Raw genomic sequence first — 22,102 nt, 5'->3', positions numbered from 1 at the left:
AGTCTTTGTTTTTTAGACATTTATCGCGAAATCAGGACTACCGCCCGCCAGCTCTGGACAGAAGTTATTTGCAACATTTCAATATTAAAGTTGTGTGTATGCAACAGCATTTAAAATGAATGACGTAATCGGGTCGGAACGTTTGAAAACTGAGAAATGGCTGATTGCACGAAAATCAGGCAATTGCAATAGGCCCAATTCGACGCGGTGTAAATTTATTCAAGAAAAGTTGGAACTTAATTGATTTAATATGGTCGTCTGATCTCGCAGACGCAAATACTTTGCGCCCAAAGAATATCTCCATTCGCTGTGAATTAAAGGTGGTGACGAATTGCCGGGTGGCTTTATCAAAAGAACACGGCATCCAGCGTTAGATGCGGTGGTTTGGCCCCGATGCCGGCCCCTTCTCTCTTGATCTTGGCCGCCGCCCCGTGCTCCCGGTCGACATGCTTCGCACCGTGGCAAGGAGCACTGGCCTGAATGAACGGTTAACAAAAAAACGGCGGCAGGCGGTTTATGAATTCTGGCTGTAGCTTTGGCCGGCAGAGCGCTCGTTCTGCAGCGCCCGCGCTGCGGAGGAAGTGAAGCCTTCGGCACGGGCATTGCCAGGAGGTGAACTGCGGCGCCGACCGCCGCGTGACAAAGACCCGTGCTGAGACGGCATACATCGAACAGCCTTCCGTATTTATTTAACGGCACAGCCGTGCGTTTTTTTACGCGGAGTTTCCCTACCTCCTGGTCGCTGCCCCTTATGGCGCGTCGCGGGACCGGCGAAGCGCCGACAGCCGGCGCGCACTGTACGTCGCGCCTTCAGGACCGCACGTTACGCGCCCTGAATCCAAATACGCTTGAACAGCGGAAGAAAACGATTAGATCGCGGGGATTTTGCCGCGATGCTGAATGAAGCGAATCACGATATTGCCGCAGGGGAAATGCGATTGCCTGATACGCGTGCTTGAACCGGAGAGGATGGATTTGAAACATCGTTTAAGCCGCCCAAGGTGGCGACCAAAACTTTCCAGCAAACCAAGCCAGAATCAACTCAACCAGATTAATAGCGCGGCGGAAGTGACATATTGCCGCATGTGATATCGGATTCTCACCGCAAAACAAAAAGGGTTCCGAAAAATCGGAACCCTTTTTCACAACTATGGTGGGCCGGGTCGGAGTCGAACCGACGGTGTCCTTTCGGAGGCGGATTATGAGTCCGCTGCCTGCAACCAGCACGGCGTCCGGCCCAAGAAAAAGACCCGGTCATGAAGGCCGGGCCAATTCGTTGATTGGCCGACATACTACACGAAAAAGGGGCCTTCGCAACCGCTTCGCCCAAGCGAAACAACCGGGAGCCCCCCCCTCAAACCACTACATCATTTCCCACGACCCGCCAGCTCCGGTCAATTCCCTTCGAGGAACGACTTCAGCTTGTCCGAACGGCTCGGATGACGCAGCTTGCGCAGCGCCTTCGCCTCGATCTGACGGATCCGTTCACGCGTCACGTCGAACTGCTTACCGACTTCTTCGAGCGTGTGATCGGTGCTCATCTCGATACCGAAACGCATACGCAGCACCTTCGCTTCGCGCGGCGTCAACGAGTCGAGCACGTCCTTCACGACATCGCGCATGCTGGCGTGCAAAGCCGCGTCGGCCGGCGCCACCGTGTTCGTATCTTCGATGAAGTCGCCCAGATGCGAATCGTCGTCGTCACCGATCGGCGTTTCCATCGAGATCGGCTCCTTCGCGATCTTCATGATCTTGCGGATCTTGTCTTCCGGCATCTCCATCTTTTCCGCCAGCGTTGCCGGATCCGGCTCGAGACCGGTTTCCTGCAAGATCTGACGCGAGATGCGGTTCATTTTGTTGATCGTTTCGATCCTGTGAACCGGAATCCGGATCGTGCGCGCCTGGTCAGCAATCGAACGCGTGATGGCCTGACGAATCCACCACGTTGCGTACGTGGAGAACTTGTAGCCGCGACGATATTCGAACTTGTCCACCGCCTTCATCAGACCGATGTTGCCTTCCTGAATCAGGTCGAGGAACTGCAGACCACGGTTCGTGTACTTCTTCGCGATCGAGATCACGAGACGCAAGTTCGCCTCAGTCATTTCGCGCTTTGCCTGACGCGCCTTCAGTTCGCCGGCCGCCATCTGACGGTTGGTTTCCTTCAGGTCCTTCAGCGGCAGCACAACACGCGCCTGCAAATCGAGCAGGCGCTGCTGCTGTTCCTGAATGGCCGGAATATTACGCGTGAGGATCGCGCTATACCCGTGACCTTCGGCGACGATCTTGTCGGCCCACTCGAGGTCCGTTTCGCTGCCCGGGAAACGCGCGATGAATTCCGCACGCGGCATGCCGCATTTGTCGACCACCGTATGCAGGATCTGGCGCTCGACCTGGCGCACTTCGTCCACCTGCGCACGCAGCGTGTCGCACAGACGCTCAACGGTACGCGCGGTAAAGCGGATCGTCATCAATTCGTTCTGGATCGTTTCCTGCGCCTTCAGATACGACTTGGACTTGTAGCCTTCCTTCTCGAACGCGCGACGCATCTTGTCGAACCATTCGCTGATCATGGCGAACTTCTCGAGGGACGCACGCTTGAGCGCTTCCATCTGCGCTGCGTTGGCCGTGGCTTGCGCCGTGCCGTCGTCTTCTTCCTCGTCTTCTGAGTCCTCTTCCTCGGCTTCTTCGTCTTCGCTCTCGATCGCTTCCGCCTCCTGAGCCGAGAAGCCGTCCGCATCTTCCGCGTTGGCGTCGATCAGGCCGTCGACCAGTTCGTCGATACGGATTTCCTCGTTCGCGACGCGCTCAGCCATCGCCAGAATGTCGGCGATCGTGGTCGGGCACGCGGAGATGGCCATCACCATGTGCTTGAGGCCGTCTTCGATCCGCTTCGCGATTTCGATTTCGCCTTCGCGCGTGAGCAGCTCGACCGTACCCATTTCACGCATGTACATGCGGACCGGGTCGGTGGTACGGCCGAATTCGGAATCGACGGTGGAGAGCGCGACCTCCGCTTCCTCTTCCACTTCGTCGTCCGACGAAGCGGCGGGTGCGTTGTCGTTCAACAGCAGCGTTTCAGCATCCGGCGCCTGCTCGTACACAGCCACGCCCATGTCATTGAACGTGCTGATGATGCCTTCGATCGCCTCGGTCTCGGTGAAATTGTCCGGAAGGTGGTCGTTGATTTCCGCGTACGTGAGGAAGCCGCGCTCCTTGCCGAGCTTGATCAGCGCGCGCAGTTTGGCGCGGCGCTCTTCGAGTTCCTCGACGGTGCCCGGCTGCGATGACGCGAACGCGTCTTTCAACAGCGCTTTTTCCTTTGCACGACGATCGCGAGCCTTGACCTTTTCCACCTTGCCGGGAACGGCCGCAGGGGTTTCTTCGCTTTGGGTTGCGTCGTCATCGACGGGTGTTTCGTTCAGCTTTTTCGTCATGGAGTTCGTCGTACCGGCTGTAGTCTCGACTCGCGGCTGTTGGACAACAGCCGGTTGAACCGTGGATACTGGAGTCTCACGCTCTACCGCATCGTCCTGCGCGGCAGGCGCTTCCCTTGCGCTTCTGACACCCGGCCGTTTTGTGGCCGGTGGTGGTACAGCTTTCGCCGCCCTGACCAGCTCCGCTCGCGCAGCGGAAGTGGTCGAGGATTTCTCCCCGGCAGTAGGTGCGACGCTTGCGGCAGACGTTTTTCTGGGGGAAGAAGCTAACTTGGCCTCGGTGACCTTTCTGGTCGGCTCGTTCGAACCTGTGCCTGTTGCTTTTTTTCCGCCTGGTGTCTTTGCCATCGCAATCGCCTTTTCGCCTTTGCTAGGAAAACCATTGAAAAAACAAACCGCTAGAAACCTTTTATTATAGCACTCAGGTTTCTGCCATCCCGCTTACAGCCCGAGCTGGCGCTTCATCTCAGCCCGCTTCTGATTCAGGCCCGTCAGCTCCGCAAACTCCTCCGGCGTGTGCCGGGATTGCCGCGAAAGCTGCTCGAGACGATCGCAGTAAGCGTCGTATCGCATCTTCAGAATCGCCGCTTTCAGTTCCTCTCCGACGATCCGTTCCTGCTCGCGCCGCTCCTCGATGACGGTCGCATCCTCCGGGTCCTTCAGCAGTAAATCCCGGACGTTTTCATCATAGTCTAGAATTTTGCGAAAGATTTCCTCGAAAGTTGGGGCATTTGCGCCGTTTCGCAATAGGTCGGACAGCAACTGAAACTCCGCCGAATCGCCCAGCGCACGCGCATGCGTCGTCACTTCTTCGAACAGCTCGCCGTGCCGCGAGACGCTCAGAAGCGCCTGTTCGGCTTCCTCGTCGAGCACCGCCACCGTCCGCGGATACATCACCAGATTGCGCAGCGTTTTTTCTTCGATCCCGGTCACACTGCGCCGGTCTTTGCGGGCCGGCGCCGAACGGGTCGCCGCCGCAATCCGGGCGTCGACTTCGCATAAGGCGGCTACTTCGTCGAACGGCACGTCGAGCCGGTCCGCAAACATGTGCATGATCTGCGCGCGCAACGCGTTGGCGGGCAATTGCTGCAGCAGCGGCTTCGCGTCGAACAGCGCGCGGGCCCGGCCTTCCGGCTGATCCAGCTCCTTGCCGGCCAGCACCTCGTTCAGCATGAACTGCGACAGCGGCATGGCGCGCTCGACCTGCTCGGCGAACGCTTCAGTGCCGAATTCGCGCACGTAGCTGTCCGGATCGTGCTCGGACGGCAGAAACAGGAACCGGATGGTCCGGTTGTCCGCCGCGTGCGGCAGGCAGGCGTCCAGCGCACGGCGCGCGGCGCGGCGCCCGGCCGAATCGCCGTCGAAACTGAAGATGACCGTATCGGTCTGACGCATCAGTTTCTGCACATGAATCGGCGTGCAAGCCGTGCCGAGCGTGGCCACCGCGTTCTGGAACCCCAATTGGGCCAGAGCGACCACGTCCATGTAACCTTCGACCACCAGCACGTAATGCTGTTCACGAATCGCCAGACGAGCCTCGAACAGCCCGTACAGCTCGCTGCCTTTGTTAAATAGAGGCGTTTCCGGCGAATTCAAATACTTTGGCTCGCCGCTATCCAGCACCCGGCCGCCGAAGCCGATCACCTGCCCTTTCACATTGCGGATCGGGAACATGATCCGCTCGCGAAAGCGGTCATACCGGCGGTTCTGACCCTGCGCATCCGCCTTTTCGCTGACGATCACAAGACCCGATTCGACCAGTGCTTCGTCCCGATAGTTGGGGAATGCGGGCTCGAGGTTCTGCCAGCCGTCTGGTGCATAGCCAAGCCCGAAGCGGGCGGCGATCTCGCCGGTCAGGCCACGCTTCTTCAGATACTGGATCGCGACCGGCGCGCCGCGCAGCTGTTTGCGGTAGAAATCGCACGCGGTCTGCATGACATCGGACAGTGCCGTGGTGACCGCCTTGGACGCAGCCGGCGAATACCCGCCGGAACCACCGCCGCCATATCCCGGCGAAGGCTCGTTCGGCACAGTCAACCCGACCGATTGCGCGAGTTCGTTGACCGCCTCTGGAAACGTGGAGCCAACGTGCTCCATCAGGAAGCCGATGGCCGTACCATGCGCGCCACAGCCGAAGCAGTGATAGAACTGTTTAGTCGGACTAACCGTAAACGAAGGGCTTTTTTCGTTATGAAACGGGCACAGCCCCATGAAGTTCGCGCCGCCCTTTTTCAACTGCACATACCGGCCGACCACGTCGACGATATCGACGCGGTTAAGCAGGTCCTGCAGGAATGACGGTGGAATCACAGTGAATGACGCTACCTAAAAAGCTCAGGTCTGCGCGCGCCGTCGAGCAACGGCGCGCGCAGACCGGAAATGCGGAAATTACTTCGCGAGCGCGACTTTGACTTGCGCCGAGACAGCGGTCATGTCGGCGCGGCCGGCCAGTCTCGGCTTGAGCACGCCCATCACCTTGCCCATGTCCTGCGGGCCGGCCGCGCCAGTTTGCGCGACCGCGGCCTGAACTTCGGCAACGATCTCCGCCTCGGACATCTGCGCCGGCATATAAGCCGACAGGATGGCCAGCTCGGCCTTTTCCTTGTCGGCGAGATCCGTGCGGCCAGCGGCTTCGAACTGGCTGATCGAGTCTTTGCGCTGCTTGATCATCTTGTCGATGACGACGGTGATCGCCGTGTCGTCAAGGGTGACGCGTTCGTCAACTTCGCGTTGCTTGACCGCGGCGAGCAGCAAGCGGATCGTGCCGAGACGCTCGGTCTCACGCGCCCGCATGGCAGCTTTCATATCGTCGTTGATCTGGTCCTTGAGACTCATCACTCACCTGAACGTGTTGAAGATTTAAAAACCGGCCGCTTAGCGTATCAATACGCCGCGCCAATACGCTGCATCAATGCGCCGGATCCAACACAAACGCCCGCTTGGGACTGCTTCCTCAAGCGGGTTGGCGCAATGTGCGTAGTGGATGCGACCCTGCCGGCTGGCCCGAAGGGCCGTATTTCCGTGACGGCACCTGCTGTGCCCTCACCGCTTGGATGTCGCCGCTCCGCTCGACGGGAACCGCGGCAACGCCAGAATCAGTAGAACTTCTTTGGCAGCATCTGACTATTCAGATGCTTGAAATGACGCTTAACCGCAGCCGCCTTCTTGCGCTTGCGCTCAGCCGTAGGCTTTTCGCAAAACTCGCGGGCGCGCAGTTCCGTCAGCAACCCGTTTTTCTCCATCGTGCGCCTGAAGCGCCGCATGGCAACTTCAACCGGCTCGTTGTCTTTCACGAGGATGGTCGTCATTTTTCAATAACGGAACTTCGTAAAGGTTCAGGAGTATAGCAGAGCTTTCTCACAAAGCTAATGCGCCGTCAAGCCCCTAGAACGTACTCCGCGGCCGCCTGGCCGGCCGCCACGCCGGAGGCCCACGCCCATTGGAAGTTGTAGCCGCCGAGCCAGCCGGTCACGTCGACCGCCTCGCCGATGAAGTACAAACCCGGCGTGCGGGCGCTCATCATCGTCGCCGACGACAGGTCGCGCGTGTCGATACCACCGCGCGTGACTTCGGCCTTGCGGTAGCCTTCGGTGCCGTTTGGGGTGAGCGTCCAGCGCGACAAGGCCTCACCGACGCGGCGCAGCGTCTTGTCCGGCAGATCGGCCACGCGCGCTTCGGCGGGAATCTGGTGTGTTTCAAGCCAGACGTGGGCGAGACGTTGCGGCACCCATTCCGAAAGCAAATTGGCGATCTGGCGCTTCGTGCCGGTTTTGGCTTCGAGCAAGGCGCTCGCGGCGTCCTGCTCGGGGAGCAGATTGATGTGAATCGGCTCGCCGGGCTGCCAGTAGCTCGAAATCTGCAGAACGCCCGGGCCCGACAGACCACGGTGCGTGAGCAGCAGGTCCTCGTTGAACTCGGCGCCCGTCTTTTTGTTGCCGGTCGCCAGTTGCACCTCGAGCGACACGCCCGAGAGCGCCGAGAACGGCTGCCAGTCGGCCGGAGCAAAGGTCAGGGGAACCAGCGCGGGGCGGGTATCGATCAGCTTGTGGCCGAATTGCCTGGCGAGACGGTAGGCAAAATCGGTGGCGCCGATCTTGGGGATCGACAGGCCGCCGGTCGCCACCACGAGCGCACGGGCCGTGATCGGGCCTGAGTGGCTGTCCAGCGTGAACCGCCCTTCGGCGTCGTGCCGCACCTGCTCGATCGCGAGCGGCGTGCGCCAAGCGATGCGGCCCGCGTCGCATTCATTCTTCAGCACATTGATAACCGCGTCGCTCGACTGATCGCAGAACAGTTGCCCCTTGTGCTTCTCGTGCCACGTCACGTGATGGCGCTTGAGCAGCGCCATGAAGTCACGCGGCGTATAGCGCGCGAGCGCCGAGCGGCAAAAGTGAGGGTTGGCCGACAGATAATTGGCCGGCCCAGCGTACAGATTCGTGAAGTTGCACCGGCCGCCGCCGGAAATGCGGATTTTCTCCGCGAGGCGCTGCGAGTGGTCGATCAGCACCACCCGACGGCCGAGTTGCCCGGCCACGGCCGCGCACATCATGCCGGCCGCGCCTGCGCCGATCACTGCGATATCGAAGGATTCCATGGGGCCGCATTGTACCTGCGCGTCTGCGGCCCCCTGCCCGCGCTGCTATACTTTCAGGCTTGCCTTTTCACTTTTGGGCGCCGGGGTGTCCTTCACTCACGCGCCTGTTCAAGCGACCCATCATGCTCGTTCTCGGCATCGAAAGCTCCTGCGACGAAACCGGTCTCGCGCTCTACGACACGGAGCGCGGCCTGCTCGCGCACGCGCTGCATTCGCAAATTGCGATGCATCGGGAGTACGGCGGCGTGGTGCCGGAGCTGGCGTCGCGCGACCATATCCGGCGCGCGCTGCCGCTGCTTGAAGAAGTGATGGAACGTGCCGGCACGGTACGCAGCGACATCGACGCGATCGCCTATACGCAGGGTCCGGGCCTCGCGGGTGCGCTGCTGGTCGGCGCGAGCGTCGCCAATTCGCTGGCCATGGCGTGGGACAAGCCGACCATCGGCATCCACCATCTCGAAGGGCACCTGCTGTCGCCGCTGCTGGTGGACGAGCCGCCGCCGTTTCCGTTCGTCGCGCTGCTGGTGTCAGGCGGCCATACGCAATTGATGCGCGTGACGGACGTGGGCGTCTACGAGACACTGGGCGAAACGCTGGACGACGCCGCCGGCGAAGCCTTCGACAAAACCGCCAAACTGCTGGGCCTTGGTTATCCGGGCGGCCCGGAAGTGTCGCGAATGGCTGAATTCGGCACGCCCGGCGCAGTGGTCCTGCCGCGCCCCATGCTGCATTCCCGCGACCTCGATTTCAGCTTCAGCGGCCTTAAAACCGCTGTCCTCACGCACGCCAAGAAGCTCGGCGGCGCAAATATCTGCGAACAGGCGAAAGCGGATCTGGCGCGCGGTTTCGTCGATGCTGCCGTGGACGTGCTGGCGGCAAAATCGCTGGCCGCGCTCAAACGCACGAACTTGAATCGACTGGTGGTGGCAGGAGGCGTGGGCGCGAACCGGCAACTGCGCGAGGCGCTTTCCGCTGCAGCGAAGAAACGCAATTTCTTCGTGCACTACCCGGACTTGTCGCTGTGTACGGACAACGGCGCAATGATCGCGTTGGCTGGCGCCCTGAGGCTGCAACGCTGGCCCGATCAATCGGGCAAAGACTACGCCTTCACGGTGAAACCGCGCTGGGACCTGACTTCACTCGCACGCTGAACCCGCGACGAGCCCGCGACGCCCATCGCATGCCGCGCGACACAGTGGCAACCCCATAGAAAAAGCCGGCGGCTTTTTCTATCTGCGGCAAGCAGGAAGCTAAAGCATGATCACGCCGCCCGCTTATCCCGCTCGATCACTGCATACGCGCTGTGATTGTGAATCGATTCGAAATTCTCAGCTTCGAGCACATAGGCGACAACGCGCTCGTCCGCGTTCAGACGTTGCGCGACATCGCGTACCAGGTCTTCCACGAACTTCGGATTCTCGTAAGCACGTTCGGTGACGAACTTCTCGTCCGGACGCTTGAGCAAGCCCCACAGTTCGCATGAGGCTTCTTCTTCCGCGATACGCACCAGCTCTTCCACCGCGACATCGCCCGCCAGTTCGGCGTTGATCGTGACGTGCGAGCGCTGATTGTGCGCGCCGTACTGCGAAATCTTCTTCGAACACGGGCACAGGCTCGTGACCGGCACCAGCACCTTGAGGAACAGACGCGTCGCGCCATTGCGGGTCTCGCCCGTCAACGTCACTTCGTAGTCGAGCAGGCTTTGCACGCCCGACACCGGCGCGGTCTTATTCACGAAGTAAGGGAACGACACTTCGATGCGACCCGCCTCGGCCTCGAGCTTCTCAAGCATCGCGGCAAGCATGGTGCGGAACGTGGCCGCCTCGAGCGGCGCCTTGTTCTCTTCAAGCAACGCGACGAAGCGCGACATGTGCGTGCCCTTCTGATCGGCGGGCAGATGCACATCGAGATTCCACGTGCCAACCGTCGGCTGCACTTCGCCGCCTTGCGTGCGCACCGTCAACGGATGACGCACTGCCTTGACGCCGACCCGTTGAATCGGAATCTGACGCGTATCGGGCGTGCTCTGCACGTCGGGCATCACAAAGGCGGGATTCATCTGGTTCATATTCTTGTCCTTTCAGGAAAACACCGGGCCGCCGCAAGTTTTCCGCTCCGCAGGAAGCCCGCCGCCCCGAAGGAAGTCCCCTTGCGGGACTGGGGGCTTACCCCATCGGCGGGTGTCGCAAAGCGACAGGTTTGGGGGCTCTCAGCGGCCGTGCGAATCAGGTCGCGCAACGGCGAGCGCCGGCCCCTGCCGGCGTTGGATGATGGACCCGAAGGTCCATCCACTCAAGTTGGAGATTGCTATGACCGCCATAGCGACGACGTAGCGCACGGCAGTGCAGCTGAACGACTCAGCCAATCGACGCAGCCAGGTGACGCAGTTAAGCGACCCGCTTCACCGAGGTTTGACCGGCAACCGCGCCGCTGGAAAGAAAGCGTTCGCGAATCGACTTGGCGATGCCCGCACCATCAAGACCGCAGACAGCGAGCAGCTTGGCCGGATCCCCATGATCGATGAAGCGATCCGGGAGGCCCAATTGTAGTACGGGCCGCATAACCCCACTCTCAAGCAGGGCTTCGACGCAAGCCGAACCCGCGCCGCCCATCACACTGCCTTCTTCGACCGTGACGATGGCGTCGTGCGTTTCGGCCAACTGGCGGACCAGCTCGGCGTCCAACGGCTTCACAAAGCGCATGTTCGCCACCGTGGCATCCAGTTGCTCGGCAGCCGCCAGCGACGGCGCGACCATCGTGCCGAAGGCCAGAATCGCAATCCGCTTGCCAGCCGGTTGCGACGTTTCGCGACGGATCTCGCCCTTGCCGATCGGCAGTGCCGTCATTTGCTTGACGGTTGCCACGCCCGTGCCGGCGCCGCGCGGATAGCGCACCGCCGTCGGGTTCGGCTGCTGCAATGCGGTGTACAACATCTGGCGGCATTCGTTTTCGTCCGATGCAGCCATCACCGTCATGTTCGGGATGCAGCGCAGGAACGCCAGATCGTAAGCGCCTGCATGCGTTGCGCCGTCCGCACCGACCAGACCCGCACGGTCGATCGCGAACACCACCGGCAGGTTTTGCAGCGCGACGTCGTGGATCAGCTGGTCATAAGCACGTTGCAGGAAGGTCGAGTAGATTGCGACCACCGGCTTCATGCCGTCCGCAGCCAGACCGCCGGCGAACGTCACCGCGTGCTGCTCGGCGATGCCGACGTCGAAATAACGATCCGGGAAACGCTTCTCGAACTCGACCATGCCCGAGCCTTCACGCATGGCCGGCGTGATACCGATCACGCGCGCGTCCAGCTCGGCCGCGTCGCACAGCCATTCGCCGAACACCTGCGTGTAGGTTTTCTTCGACGGCGTGGTGGCGGGCTTGATGCCTTCGGCAGGATTGAACTTGCCCGGGCCGTGGTACAGCACCGGATCGGCTTCAGCCAGCTTGTAGCCCTGACCCTTCTTCGTGACGACGTGCAGGAATTGCGGACCGCGCAGTTCCTTGATGTTCTGCAGCGTCGGGATTAGCGAATCGAGGTCGTGACCGTCGATCGGGCCGATATAGTTGAAACCGAACTCTTCGAACAGCGTGGCCGGCACGATCATGCCCTTCGCGTGTTCTTCGAGCTTGCGCGCCAGATCGAGCATAGGCGGCGCGACGCGCAGTACACGTTCGACGCCCGCACGCGCGGCGGCGTAGAAACGGCCCGACATCAGGCGCGCCAGATGGCGATTCAGCGCGCCGACCGGCGGCGAAATCGACATGTCGTTGTCGTTGAGGATGACCAGCAGCGGCACGTCGTCTTCGACGCCGGCGTTGTTCATCGCCTCGAAAGCCATGCCTGCCGTCATCGCGCCGTCGCCGATCACGGCGATGCCCATGCGGTTCTCACCCTGCAGCTTGCTCGCGACGGCCATGCCGAGCGCGGCCGAGATCGAGGTGCTGGAGTGCGCGGTGCCGAAGGTGTCGTATTCCGACTCGTCGCGCTTCGGAAAGCCCGAGATGCCGCCCAGTTGACGCAGCGTGTGCATCTTGTCGCGGCGGCCCGTCAGGATCTTGTGCGGATAGGTTTGATGGCCGACGTCCCACACGATCCGGTCACGTGGCGTGTCGAACACATAGTGCAGAGCAATGGTCAACTCGACCGTGCCGAGATTGGACGAAAGATGGCCGCCCGTCTGCGATACGCTGTCGAGCACGAAGGCACGCAACTCGTCTGCAAGCGGTTGCAATTGGCGGCGATCGAGGCGGCGCAGGGCCGCCGGGTCGTCGATGGTTTTCAGCAAGTCGTACATCGTCGTTCCATTGTAGGAAAACTTACGCGCCCGCACTTCATACATGCACCTCGTAGCAAAGGTGCACGGCGGCGGGCTTTCGCGTTCAGCTAACCCGGTTCACCACCAGGTCGGCCAATTCGGCCAGACGCTGCGCGCGCGCGCCAAACGGCGCAATCGCAGCGTGGGCGTCGCTGCGCAGTTGCGCTGCGAGCGCCCGCGACGCATCTAGCCCAATAATCGACACGTAGGTCGGCTTGCCGTCCTTCGCGTCTTTACCTGCCGTCTTGCCAAGCGTCGCGGAATCGGTCGTGACGTCAAGAATGTCGTCGACAACCTGAAACGCGAGGCCGACGGCGGCCGCATACGCGTCGAGCGAACGCATGGCGTCCGCATTCGGCGTTTCGCCCGCCAGCGCGCCCATGCGTACAGCAGCACGCAGCAAGGCGCCGGTTTTCATCCGGTGCATGGTTTCCAGTTGTGCGCGCGTCAGCGTGTGGCCGACGCTCGCCAGGTCAATGGCCTGCCCGCCGCACATACCGATCGAGCCGCTCGCCAATGCCAGTTCACGCACGAGCGATGCCTGCTGCGCGGGCGCCAGCACGTCCGACGTCAACGCGACGAACGCCTGCGCTTGCAGCGCGTCGCCGACCAGCAGCGCCGTGGCTTCGTCATATTTGACATGTACCGTGGGTTTGCCGCGGCGTAGCGCGTCGTCGTCCATGCAGGGCATGTCATCGTGCACGAGCGAGTACACGTGGATCATTTCCAACGCCGCCGCTGCCGCATCGAGGCATTCGGCGCGCGCGCCGGTCAACTCGCCAGCCGCATGGCACAGCAGCGGGCGCACCCGCTTGCCGCCGCCCAGCACCGCATAGCGCATGGCTTCATGCAGTTTGGCCGGCTCGGTTGCTTCCGCAGGCAGGTAATGTTCTAGTGCCGATTCGACGCGCTCGAGCACCAAGCGTGTCCATTGTTCGAATGTCATAGGTCGTCCCCGCTTTCAGTAGCGGCTGTGCCTGCGCTATTCATAGGCAGCGGCTTGAGCGTCTCGCCATCGAGCACGCGTACCTGCTGCTCGACCTTCTCGAGTTGCTGCTGGCAAAACGTTACGAGAGCCGCACCGCGCCGGTAGGCGCCGAGCGATTCCTCGAGGCTGAGATTGCCGCTTTCCATACGCGCAACCAATCCTTCCAGCTCGGCCTGAGCGGCCTCGTAGTTCTCGGGCAACGGCGTGGTGTCGACGCCTTCAGCAGGCGTGGCAGCAGTATCTTTCGACGCGGTCTTCGCCATGAATAGTCGCAAAATTAAAACAAGTCGGACATTCTACGGCAAAAGCGACATTTCCGATCTCATCGGCAGCCCGCGCCCCGCCTTTGCCCTCCGTACCTGCCCCTCAGTCTCGCAGAAAAAAATCGATTGGTCTGCGGCGAAAACCGTGAACTTCCTTGACATTTTTGACCCAAATCAGGTACTTAAGCGCCCCAAGAAAGGGGAAACGGGTATAATCGCGGGCTCCCTAAATCGAATCTTCGATGGTTGGGTTGTTCACTGCTTTCACGTCTTCACGGGAGTGGGAATGTCCAATCTGAGCAATGCATTGCAGTTGCGGTCTGTCCACAGCCAGCTGCCAGTCACGGCTTACTTTGACGAAGCGCTTCTAACGCGCGAAATCGACACCCTTTTCAAAAAAGGTCCTCGCTACATCGGCCACGATCTCATGGTGCCCGAAGTGGGGAATTATTTTGCTTTGCCCAGCGAGAGCGAAGGGCGTGTGCTCGTCCGTAACCAGCAGTCGCAAGTCGAATTGCTGTCGAACGTGTGCCGCCACCGGCAAGCCATTATGCTCAACGGCCGCGGCCAGACGGAGAACATCGTCTGCCCCCTGCATCGCTGGACGTACGATCTGAACGGCCAGCTCCTCGGCGCACCTCATTTTGCGGATAACCCCTGCCTGAATCTCGGCGCCACGCCGCTTCAGAACTGGCAAGGCCTGTTGTTCGAAGCGCAGGGGCACGATGTCGCGCGTGATCTGGCACGGCTCGGCACCAAGCAACACTTCGATTTCTCGGGCTTCATGTTCGATCACGTCGAAGTGCACGAGTGCAATTACAACTGGAAGACCTTTATCGAGGTCTATCTGGAGGACTACCACGTCGCGCCGTTCCATCCGGGCCTCGGCAGCTTCGTCAATTGCGACGATCTGACGTGGGAGTTCGGTGAGTGGTACAGCGTGCAAACGGTCGGCGTTCACAAGGATCTGGAGCAGCCGGGCAGCCCGACGTACCGTAAGTGGCACGACGAGGTTCTGCGCTTCCGCGGCGGCAATCCGCCCGAATTCGGCGCGATCTGGATGGTGTACTACCCCGGCATCATGATCGAGTGGTATCCGCACGTGCTGGTCGTGTCGTGGTTGATTCCGCGCGGCCCGCAGAAAACCACCAACGTGGTGGAGTTCTATTACCCTGAGGAAATCGCGCTGTTCGAACGCGAATTCGTCGAAGCCGAGCGCGCCGCTTATATGGAAACGGCCCGCGAAGACGACGAGATCGCCGAGCGCATGGACGCAGGCCGCCGCGCGCTGATGGAACGTGGCGAATCGCAGGTCGGTCCGTATCAGAGCCCGATGGAAGACGGCATGCAGCACTTCCACGAATTCTTGCGGCGCGAACTCGGCGCAATCTGATCGGCGGGCAACCCGTATTGACCGGTATTTGAGCCGATCCTTGCGCAAGCCGGCGTCAAAGCATGGAAAGACGGGCTTCGGCCCGTCTTTTTTTGTTTAGACTATCAGTATCGTTCGGTCATTTGCTAACGGCGCCAAGCCGCCGGACAAATGCCGCAATCGCCCGCTTGAGGAGACGTCATGCCGCACACTCACTACACCACACTCATCTCCGCGACAAACCTCGCGGAACGGCTGGCCACCGCGCCGGGCAGCGTGTTCGTCGTCGATTGCCGTTTCGATCTGGCCGACACCGGGGCAGGCGAAAAATCCTATCTGGCCGGGCATTTGCCGGGCGCGCACTATTTGAACCTCGATCGCGATCTGTCGGGGCCGAAGAACGGCAACAATGGCCGGCACCCGCTGCCGGATCGTGCGCGGCTGGTGGAGACGCTGGAATCCCGCGGACTCAAGCAGGGTCAGCAGGTGGTCGCTTATGACGCGCAGGGTGGTATGTACGCCGCGCGCGCATGGTGGCTGCTGCGCTGGCTCGGCCACGACGCAGTTGCGCTGCTCGACGGTGGACTGCAAGCGTGGCAGGCCGCCGGTCACCCGTTGACGCAAGACGCTCCGGCGCAGAACACCGGCGACTTCAAAGCGGGCGCGCCGCTCTCTGTCACCGTCGATGCGCAGACCGTCGAGCGCAATCTCGGCACGAAAGAACGCGTCGTGGTCGATGCACGCGCGAATGATCGCTATCGTGGCGAGAACGAAACGCTGGATCGCGTCGGCGGCCATATTCCTGGCGCGCTCAACCGGTTCTTCAAGGACAACCTCACCGCCGACGGCCGCTACAAATCGGCACACACGCTGCGTGAGGAATTCCATGCGTTGCTGGGCGACACGTCGCCGGAACACGTCGTGCTTCAATGCGGCTCGGGCGTGACGGCATGTGTGAACGCGCTCGCAATGGAGATCGCCGGCATGCATGGCGCGGCGCTGTATGCGGGATCGTGGAGCGAATGGAGTTCAGACCCGAAGCGGCCGGTTGCAACGGGTCCGAATCCTTAATCAGCCCATCAAGCGGGCCGATTAACAAAAATGGCCGTGGCCGCTTCCCAGCGTCTTTTTCACTACTAGTTAAGCCGAGCGCATCGACACACCCTTACGATGCGTTAGCGACGGTGGCGAACGCGCCCTGCCACGCGAACAAGTGCCCTCATGCGACTCCATGCTGCTTGAACCACACTAATGCCCGGCGCCAGCCATCTTCAGCATCGGCCTTCTTATAGCTCGGCCGATAATCCGCGAAAAACGCATGCCCTGCATCGTCATATACGACGAATTGCGAGCCGCGCCCCACCTCCGGACCCTGCGCGATGGCCTGCTTCATCTGTTCGAGCGTGTCTTGCGGAATGCTTTGGTCCTGGCGGCCGTATAGACCCAGCACCGGCGCATGCAGCTGTACCACTTCATCGAGGGGATTGGCCGGGGTCATCGCGGTTTTCTGGCCCGTTACGCGTCCATACCAGGCCACGCCCGCCTTCAGCCGAGGATTGTGCTCGGCATACAACCACGCAATCCGCCCGCCCCAGCAGAAACCGTTCACACCCAACCGGTTCAGATCGCCGCCATGTTCGCCGGCCCATGCGACGGTAGCATCGAGATCGCCCATGACCTGGTCGTCCGGCACCTTGCTGACCAGTTGTTCATTGAGCTGCTGCATGCTGGTGTACACAGTCGGATCGCCCTGCCGTTCGTACAGATTCGGCGCGATCGCGAGATAACCCTGCTTGGCGAAGCGGCGGCACACGTCGGCAATATGTTCGTGCACACCGAAAATCTCGTGCACGATGATGATCACCGGCAGGTGCGTCTTACCCTTCGGCTGCGCGCGATACGCCGGCACGAGCGTGTCACCCGAACGCACGCCAATCTCGCCGGCTTCGAGACCCTCGCTATCGGTATGGATAGTTTGCGCCGACACCGGCAGAACGGCGGCGGCGAAGCCGGTGCCGAGCGCGGCCTTGATGAAAGTACGCCGATTGAAGGGAACATGCGGGACCAGGCTGTCGATCTCAGGTTTCAGCATGCGGCGCTCCTCGGGTGAAGGTTGGATGCAACAGGATACGCTTGACCCGCGTCCTGTTGCACATGCAACCTTCTCACGCGCGGTGAGCCTTCAGTGCAGCTTGACCCGCGGCAGGGTGGTGCGCCGCAACCAGTGCGCGAAGGTGTCGAGCACCATCCGCGCGTAGCCGTGCAGCGCCGCGATATGCAGCCGGTACAGCGACATGTACATGAAGCGCGCGAACAGCCCTTCGATCAGCATATTGCCGCCGATCACCCCGCCCATCAGATTGCCGACTGCGCTGAAGTGCCCGAGCGACACCAGCGAGCCGAAGTCGCGGTAGGTAAATTCAGGCAGCGGCTTGTTGTCGAGCCGGGCCGCAAGCGCCTTCATCAGGAAGCTCGCCTGCTGGTGAGCCGCCTGCGCGCGCGGCGGCACGTTGCGCTCGTTGCCCGGCCATGGGCAAGCCGCGCAATCGCCGAGCGCGAAGACGTTGTCGTCGATTTCGGTTTGCAGTGTGCGCCGCACGATGAGTTGTCCCAGCCGGTTGACCGGCAGCCCGTCGAGCTGACTCAGGATGGCGGGCGCCTTGATGCCCGCCGCCCACACCGTCAGATCGGCGCGCACGGTTTTACCGCTGGCCGTGCGGATCATGCCGGGCGCGACCTCTGCGACGGTCTCGCCGGTCATCAGCTTCACGCCGAGCTTGGTGAGCAATTCGGCGGTGGCCGTCGACACGCGCTCCTGCAAGGCCGGCAAAATGCGCGGCCCCGCCTCGATCAGCACGATACCGACGTCGTGCCGCGGATCGAGCTTATGCAAGCCGTACGCGGACAACACCTGGGCCGTATTGCGCAGTTCAGCCGAGAGCTCGACACCCGTCGCGCCGCCACCGACGATCGCCACCTGGATGCGCGGCTCAGAGGAAGGCGACGTGCCCGATCCCGATTCGACAGGTTCATGCACCTGATGCTCCGCGCGCATACAGGCCGCGATCAGGCGCTTGCGGAAACGCTCCGCCTGGCTGACCGTATCGAGCGCGAGAGAAAACTCAGACGCACCCTTCACACCGAAGAACGCCGTGGTGCTGCCGATCGCGATGATCAGCGTGTCGTATTCGAGTTCGCGCGCGGGCAGCAATTCGGCGCCATCGTCGTCGAGCACCGTACCGAGCGTGAGACGCCTGTTCGCACGGTCCAGACCGGTCAACTCGCCCTGCTGAAACTCAAAACCGTGCCAGCGCGCTTGCGCCGCATATTCGAGTTCCTGGGTGAACGGGTCCATACTGCCGGCTGCCACTTCATGCAGCAGCGGCTTCCAGATATGGGTTGGATTACGGTCGACGAGCGTCACTTGCGCGCGCACACCGCCCTTGTTCTTGTGGGGTGCATAGCGGTCGCCCAGGCGTGTAGCCAGCTCCAGTCCCCCCGCGCCCCCGCCAACGACGATAAATCGATGCATTGAACTCTCCGTATTTGCCGATGGGTGGTGCGTCGCGACAGCGCGTATGAAACATGAAGCGCGCGCCGTCTGTCCTGGCGATTGTCCGCGAGCGGCACGGGTTGTCACAAGCCATCAATACGCATATGTGACATGCGCACGACGTTATCGCCTATCAAGCGCCCCGTCACATGGACGTCAATGCGCCTCTTCCCAGTTCAGGCCGGCGCCCACTTCGGCGACCAGCGGCACTTTCAGCGCGGCGACACCGCACATCAGTTCCGGCAAGCGCTTGCGTACGTCGGACAATTCTGCGTCCGGCACTTCGAGGATCAATTCGTCGTGCACCTGCATGATCATGCGCGTGCCGATCTTCGACTCTTCGATCCACTTCTGCACCGCGATCATCGACAGCTTGATCAGGTCGGCGGCCGTGCCTTGCATCGGTGCGTTAATGGCCGCGCGCTCCGCTGCCTGACGGCGCGGACCATTACCGCCGTTGATCTCCGGCAGCCACAGGCGGCGGCCGAACGCCGTTTCCACGTAACCCTTGGCCTTCGCGCTCAAACGCGTTTCGTCCATATAACGCGCGACGCCCGGATATCGTGCGAAGTAGCGGTCGATGTACAGCTTGGCTGCATCGCGTGTAATGCCGAGGTTCGCGGCAAGGCCAAACGCGCTCATGCCGTAGATCAGGCCGAAGTTGATGACCTTCGCCACACGCCGCTGATCGTTCGACACTTCGAGCGGCGTCACGCTGAAAATTTCCGCCGCAGTGGCGCGGTGAATGTCTTCGCCCTGCGAGAACGCACGCAAGAGGGATTCGTCGCCGGAAATGTGCGCCATGATGCGCAATTCGATCTGCGAATAGTCGGCGGAGACGAGCTTGTGGCCCGGCGGCGCGATAAACGCCTCGCGAATGCGGCGGCCTTCGCCCGTGCGCACGGGGATGTTCTGCAAGTTCGGATCGTTCGACGCCAGCCGCCCTGTCACCGCCACTGCCTGCGCATAGTTCGTATGCACGCGGCCCGTTTGGGCGTTGACCATGCGCGGCAACTTGTCGGTGTAGGTCGATTTCAGCTTCGACAAGCCGCGATGTTCGAGCAGGATCTTCGGCAACGGATAGTCTTCGGCGAGCTTTTGCAGCACTTCTTCGTCGGTGGACGGCGCGCCGCTCGGCGTCTTCTTGACCACCGGCAATTCAAGCTTCTCAAAGAAGATCTGACCGATCTGCTTCGGCGAACCCAGATTGAATTCACCGCCAGCCAGCACGTACGCTTCGCTTTCCAGTTGAATCAGACGCGTGGCGATCTCGCTGCTTTGTGCGCGCAGTTTTTCCGCGTCAATCAGCACGCCGGTGCGCTCCATCTTGCGCAAGACGCGCGAGGTCGGCACTTCGATGTCGCGATACACGTAGTCGAGGGTCTTCTCCGCGGCCACTTGCGGATACAACGCCTGGTGCAAACGCAAGGTGATGTCGGCGTCTTCCGCCGCGTATTCGGCGGCCGTTTCCAGTGCGACTTCGTCGAAGCCGATTTGCGACGCGCCCTTGCCCGCCACCTCTTCGTACTTGATCGTCTTGATGCCGAGATGGCGCAGCGCGAGGCTGTCCATATCGTGCGTACGATGCGACTCGAGCACGTACGATTCCAGCAGTGTGTCGTGCTCGACGCCGCGCATTTCGATGCCGTAGTTCGCCAGCACCTGCTCGTCGTACTTCATGTGCTGGCCGACCTTCTTGTGGTCGGCGCTTTCCAGCCACGGCTTGAGTTTCGCGAGGACTTCGTCGCGCGGCAGTTGCACGGGCGCATCCGGGCCGCGATGCGCAACCGGCACATACGCGGCATGGCCCGGTTCAACCGAGAACGACAACCCCACGATTTGCGCGGTCATCGGATCGAGCGAGGTGGTTTCGGAATCGAACGCGGTCAACTCGGCTGCATTGATTTTCTCGAGCCACGCATCGAACTGTTCCCACGTCTGCACCGTGTCGTAATGACGTTCGACATCCACGGTGAGCGCCGGCGGCACGTCGGTCTCGGGACCTTCCACCGCGTCAGCGATTTCCACTTCGCGCAGCCACGTCTTGAAGCCGTTACGCGTGAACACGTCGCGCAGTTCTTCGCGCGATTCCGGCCGGCTCTCCAGACTTTCTTCGATCGACACGATATGGCCGGTCAGATCGCAATTGCGCTCGACAGTGACGAGTTTCCTCGCCATCGGCAGAAAATCGAGCGCACGGCGCAGATTGTCTCCTACCGCACCTTTGATTTCGTCCGCATGTGCGACGATGCCATCCAGCGTCTCGTACTGCGCGAGCCATTTGACCGCCGTTTTCGGGCCGCATTTCTCGACGCCCGGCACGTTGTCGACGGTATCGCCGATCAACGACAGGTAGTCGATGATGCGCTCCGGCGGCACACCGAATTTGGCGATCACACCGGCGCGGTCGAGCGTTTCGTTGGTCATCGTATTGATGAGGGTGACATGATCCGACACGAGCTGCGCCAGATCCTTGTCCCCAGTCGACACGATCACGTTCATGCCGCGCTTTTCCGCTGCGGTGCTGAGCGTGCCGATCACGTCGTCGGCTTCGACGCCTTCGATCATCAGCAGCGGCCAGCCGAGCGCGCGCACGGCGAAGTGAATCGGCTCGATCTGACGCGAGAGATCGTCCGGCATCGACGGGCGGTTCGCCTTATAGTCGGCATACCAGTCGTCGCGAAACGTTTTGCCCTTGGCGTCGAACACGCACGCGCTATACTCTGCTGTGACTTCCTTGCGCATGCGCCGCAGCATGTTGACCATTCCGTAGAGCGCACCCGTCGGCGCACCCTCGGGTCCGCGCAGATCCGGCATCGCATGGTAGGCCCGGTACAGATAACTCGAACCGTCTACCAATAGCAGGGTCTTACCTTCAAGGCTTCGTTCTTCAGGCATTATGACTAAGAGAAAAGTGATTCCGAGTCTGCGATCACTCGCAGATCAAGAGCGCGCAACGGCTAAGAAGGCCCGCGCATCGTGGCAGATGTTCACGATTATGGCAGAGTTTATCGAGGCGACCGAGTACCTCTCGGAGATTCGCCCGGCTGTCAGCATCTATGGTTCAGCGCGCCTGAAACCGAACTCGCCCTACTACAAACTCGCCACGCAAATCGCGCGCAAGCTGTCGGACGCCGGCTTCGCAGTGATCTCCGGCGGCGGCCCCGGCATCATGGAAGCGGCCAACAAGGGCGCTCATGCGGGCAAGGCCCCTTCGGTCGGCCTGAACATCGAACTGCCGCACGAGCAATCGGGTAACCAGTGGCAGGACATCTCGCTGCGCTTTCGCCACTTCTTCACGCGCAAGGTCACGTTCGTGAAGAACTCGGACGCGGTGATCGTGATGCCGGGCGGCTTCGGCACACTGGACGAACTCGCCGAAGTCCTCACGCTGATTCAAACCAAGAAGTCGCGCCACGTGCCGATCATTCTGGTGGGCGGCGAGTTCTGGGAAGGGCTGCTTGCGTGGTTCAAAAACTCGCTTACGCCAATGGGCCTGATCAATCCGGCTGATATGGACTTGATGCAGGTGATCGACGATCCGGATCAGGTGCTCGAAGCGGTACTGAAGTTTTACGA

Annotated in this window: 16 protein-coding genes and 1 tRNA gene; 4 read left to right on the top strand and 13 right to left on the bottom strand. The window is 61.3% G+C overall.

Going from position 1 to position 22,102, the window contains the following annotated elements:
- Positions 1–1,151 precede the first annotated feature (1,151 nt).
- The 6 genes from VFE81_RS18980 to VFE81_RS18955 all read right to left on the bottom strand — a co-directional run bounded on the left by VFE81_RS18980 (position 1,152) and on the right by VFE81_RS18955 (position 8,031).
- A tRNA-Ile gene (locus tag VFE81_RS18980) sits at positions 1,152–1,239 on the bottom strand.
- A gap of 155 nt (positions 1,240–1,394) precedes the next feature.
- Positions 1,395–3,785 (bottom strand): RNA polymerase sigma factor RpoD, encoded by a 2,391-nt coding sequence (gene rpoD, locus VFE81_RS18975; protein WP_325046067.1) that lies wholly within the window; start codon positions 3,783–3,785, stop codon positions 1,395–1,397.
- A gap of 93 nt (positions 3,786–3,878) precedes the next feature.
- Positions 3,879–5,747 (bottom strand): DNA primase, encoded by a 1,869-nt coding sequence (dnaG, locus tag VFE81_RS18970; protein WP_325046066.1) that lies wholly within the window; start codon positions 5,745–5,747, stop codon positions 3,879–3,881.
- Between the two features lie 78 nt (positions 5,748–5,825).
- The gene (locus tag VFE81_RS18965) at positions 5,826–6,272 is read right to left on the bottom strand and encodes a GatB/YqeY domain-containing protein (RefSeq protein ID WP_325046065.1); all 447 of its coding nucleotides are present in this window, start codon (positions 6,270–6,272) and stop codon (positions 5,826–5,828) included.
- Positions 6,273–6,532: 260 nt separating this feature from the next.
- A complete protein-coding gene (gene rpsU / locus VFE81_RS18960) occupies positions 6,533–6,745 on the bottom strand; it encodes a 30S ribosomal protein S21 (RefSeq protein ID WP_325046064.1) in 213 nt (70 codons plus the stop codon).
- A 68-nt stretch (positions 6,746–6,813) separates the two neighbouring features.
- Entirely contained in the window at positions 6,814–8,031 is a 1,218-nt protein-coding gene (locus VFE81_RS18955; protein ID WP_325046063.1) for an NAD(P)/FAD-dependent oxidoreductase, read from the bottom strand.
- A gap of 122 nt (positions 8,032–8,153) precedes the next feature.
- On the opposite strand from VFE81_RS18955, the gene tsaD reads away from it, so the two are divergent.
- On the top strand, positions 8,154–9,182 hold the full coding sequence (gene tsaD / locus VFE81_RS18950) for a tRNA (adenosine(37)-N6)-threonylcarbamoyltransferase complex transferase subunit TsaD (protein WP_325046062.1): 1,029 nt from the start codon (positions 8,154–8,156) through the stop codon (positions 9,180–9,182).
- 110 nt (positions 9,183–9,292) lie between these two features.
- Here tsaD and folE2 read toward each other — a convergent pair whose 3' ends face one another.
- The 4 genes from folE2 to VFE81_RS18930 form a co-directional block, all read right to left on the bottom strand.
- A complete protein-coding gene (gene folE2, locus VFE81_RS18945; RefSeq protein ID WP_325046061.1) occupies positions 9,293–10,099 on the bottom strand; it encodes a GTP cyclohydrolase FolE2 in 807 nt (268 codons plus the stop codon).
- A gap of 319 nt (positions 10,100–10,418) precedes the next feature.
- On the bottom strand, positions 10,419–12,326 hold the full coding sequence (gene dxs, locus VFE81_RS18940; protein ID WP_325046060.1) for a 1-deoxy-D-xylulose-5-phosphate synthase: 1,908 nt from the start codon (positions 12,324–12,326) through the stop codon (positions 10,419–10,421).
- A gap of 85 nt (positions 12,327–12,411) precedes the next feature.
- Positions 12,412–13,293: a farnesyl diphosphate synthase gene (locus tag VFE81_RS18935; protein ID WP_325046059.1), complete on the bottom strand. Its 882-nt coding sequence runs from the start codon at positions 13,291–13,293 to the stop codon at positions 12,412–12,414.
- Positions 13,290–13,598 carry an exodeoxyribonuclease VII small subunit gene (locus VFE81_RS18930; protein ID WP_325046058.1) on the bottom strand — a complete coding sequence of 103 codons (309 nt, stop codon included), beginning with the start codon at positions 13,596–13,598 and terminating at the stop codon, positions 13,290–13,292. Before VFE81_RS18930 ends, VFE81_RS18935 begins: the two co-directional genes overlap by 4 nt.
- Positions 13,599–13,884: 286 nt before the next feature.
- Here VFE81_RS18930 and VFE81_RS18925 point away from each other — a divergent pair, with 286 nt between their 5' ends.
- Both VFE81_RS18925 and VFE81_RS18920 read left to right on the top strand, forming a co-directional pair.
- Entirely contained in the window at positions 13,885–14,991 is a 1,107-nt protein-coding gene (locus VFE81_RS18925) for an aromatic ring-hydroxylating dioxygenase subunit alpha (protein WP_325046057.1), read from the top strand.
- 180 nt (positions 14,992–15,171) lie between these two features.
- Positions 15,172–16,041: a sulfurtransferase gene (locus tag VFE81_RS18920; protein WP_325046056.1), complete on the top strand. Its 870-nt coding sequence runs from the start codon at positions 15,172–15,174 to the stop codon at positions 16,039–16,041.
- Between the two features lie 148 nt (positions 16,042–16,189).
- Here the strand turns inward: VFE81_RS18920 and VFE81_RS18915 are convergent, their stop codons facing one another.
- From VFE81_RS18915 to polA, 3 genes are all read right to left on the bottom strand, one after another.
- Entirely contained in the window at positions 16,190–17,062 is an 873-nt protein-coding gene (locus VFE81_RS18915; RefSeq protein ID WP_325046055.1) for a dienelactone hydrolase family protein, read from the bottom strand.
- A gap of 90 nt (positions 17,063–17,152) precedes the next feature.
- The gene (locus VFE81_RS18910; RefSeq protein WP_325046054.1) at positions 17,153–18,502 is read right to left on the bottom strand and encodes an NAD(P)/FAD-dependent oxidoreductase; all 1,350 of its coding nucleotides are present in this window, start codon (positions 18,500–18,502) and stop codon (positions 17,153–17,155) included.
- A 177-nt stretch (positions 18,503–18,679) separates the two neighbouring features.
- Positions 18,680–21,421 carry a DNA polymerase I gene (gene polA / locus VFE81_RS18905; protein WP_325046053.1) on the bottom strand — a complete coding sequence of 914 codons (2,742 nt, stop codon included), beginning with the start codon at positions 21,419–21,421 and terminating at the stop codon, positions 18,680–18,682.
- A gap of 1 nt (position 21,422) precedes the next feature.
- Here polA and VFE81_RS18900 point away from each other — a divergent pair.
- Positions 21,423–22,102: TIGR00730 family Rossman fold protein (locus VFE81_RS18900; protein ID WP_325046052.1), on the top strand; the 680-nt coding region annotated here is incomplete at its 3' end.

This window comes from Paraburkholderia sp., from assembly GCF_035656215.1.
GTDB lineage: Bacteria > Pseudomonadota > Gammaproteobacteria > Burkholderiales > Burkholderiaceae > Paraburkholderia.
Note: the sequence above shows the minus strand (reverse complement) of the source record. Positions and strands in the feature narration are given on the sequence as shown.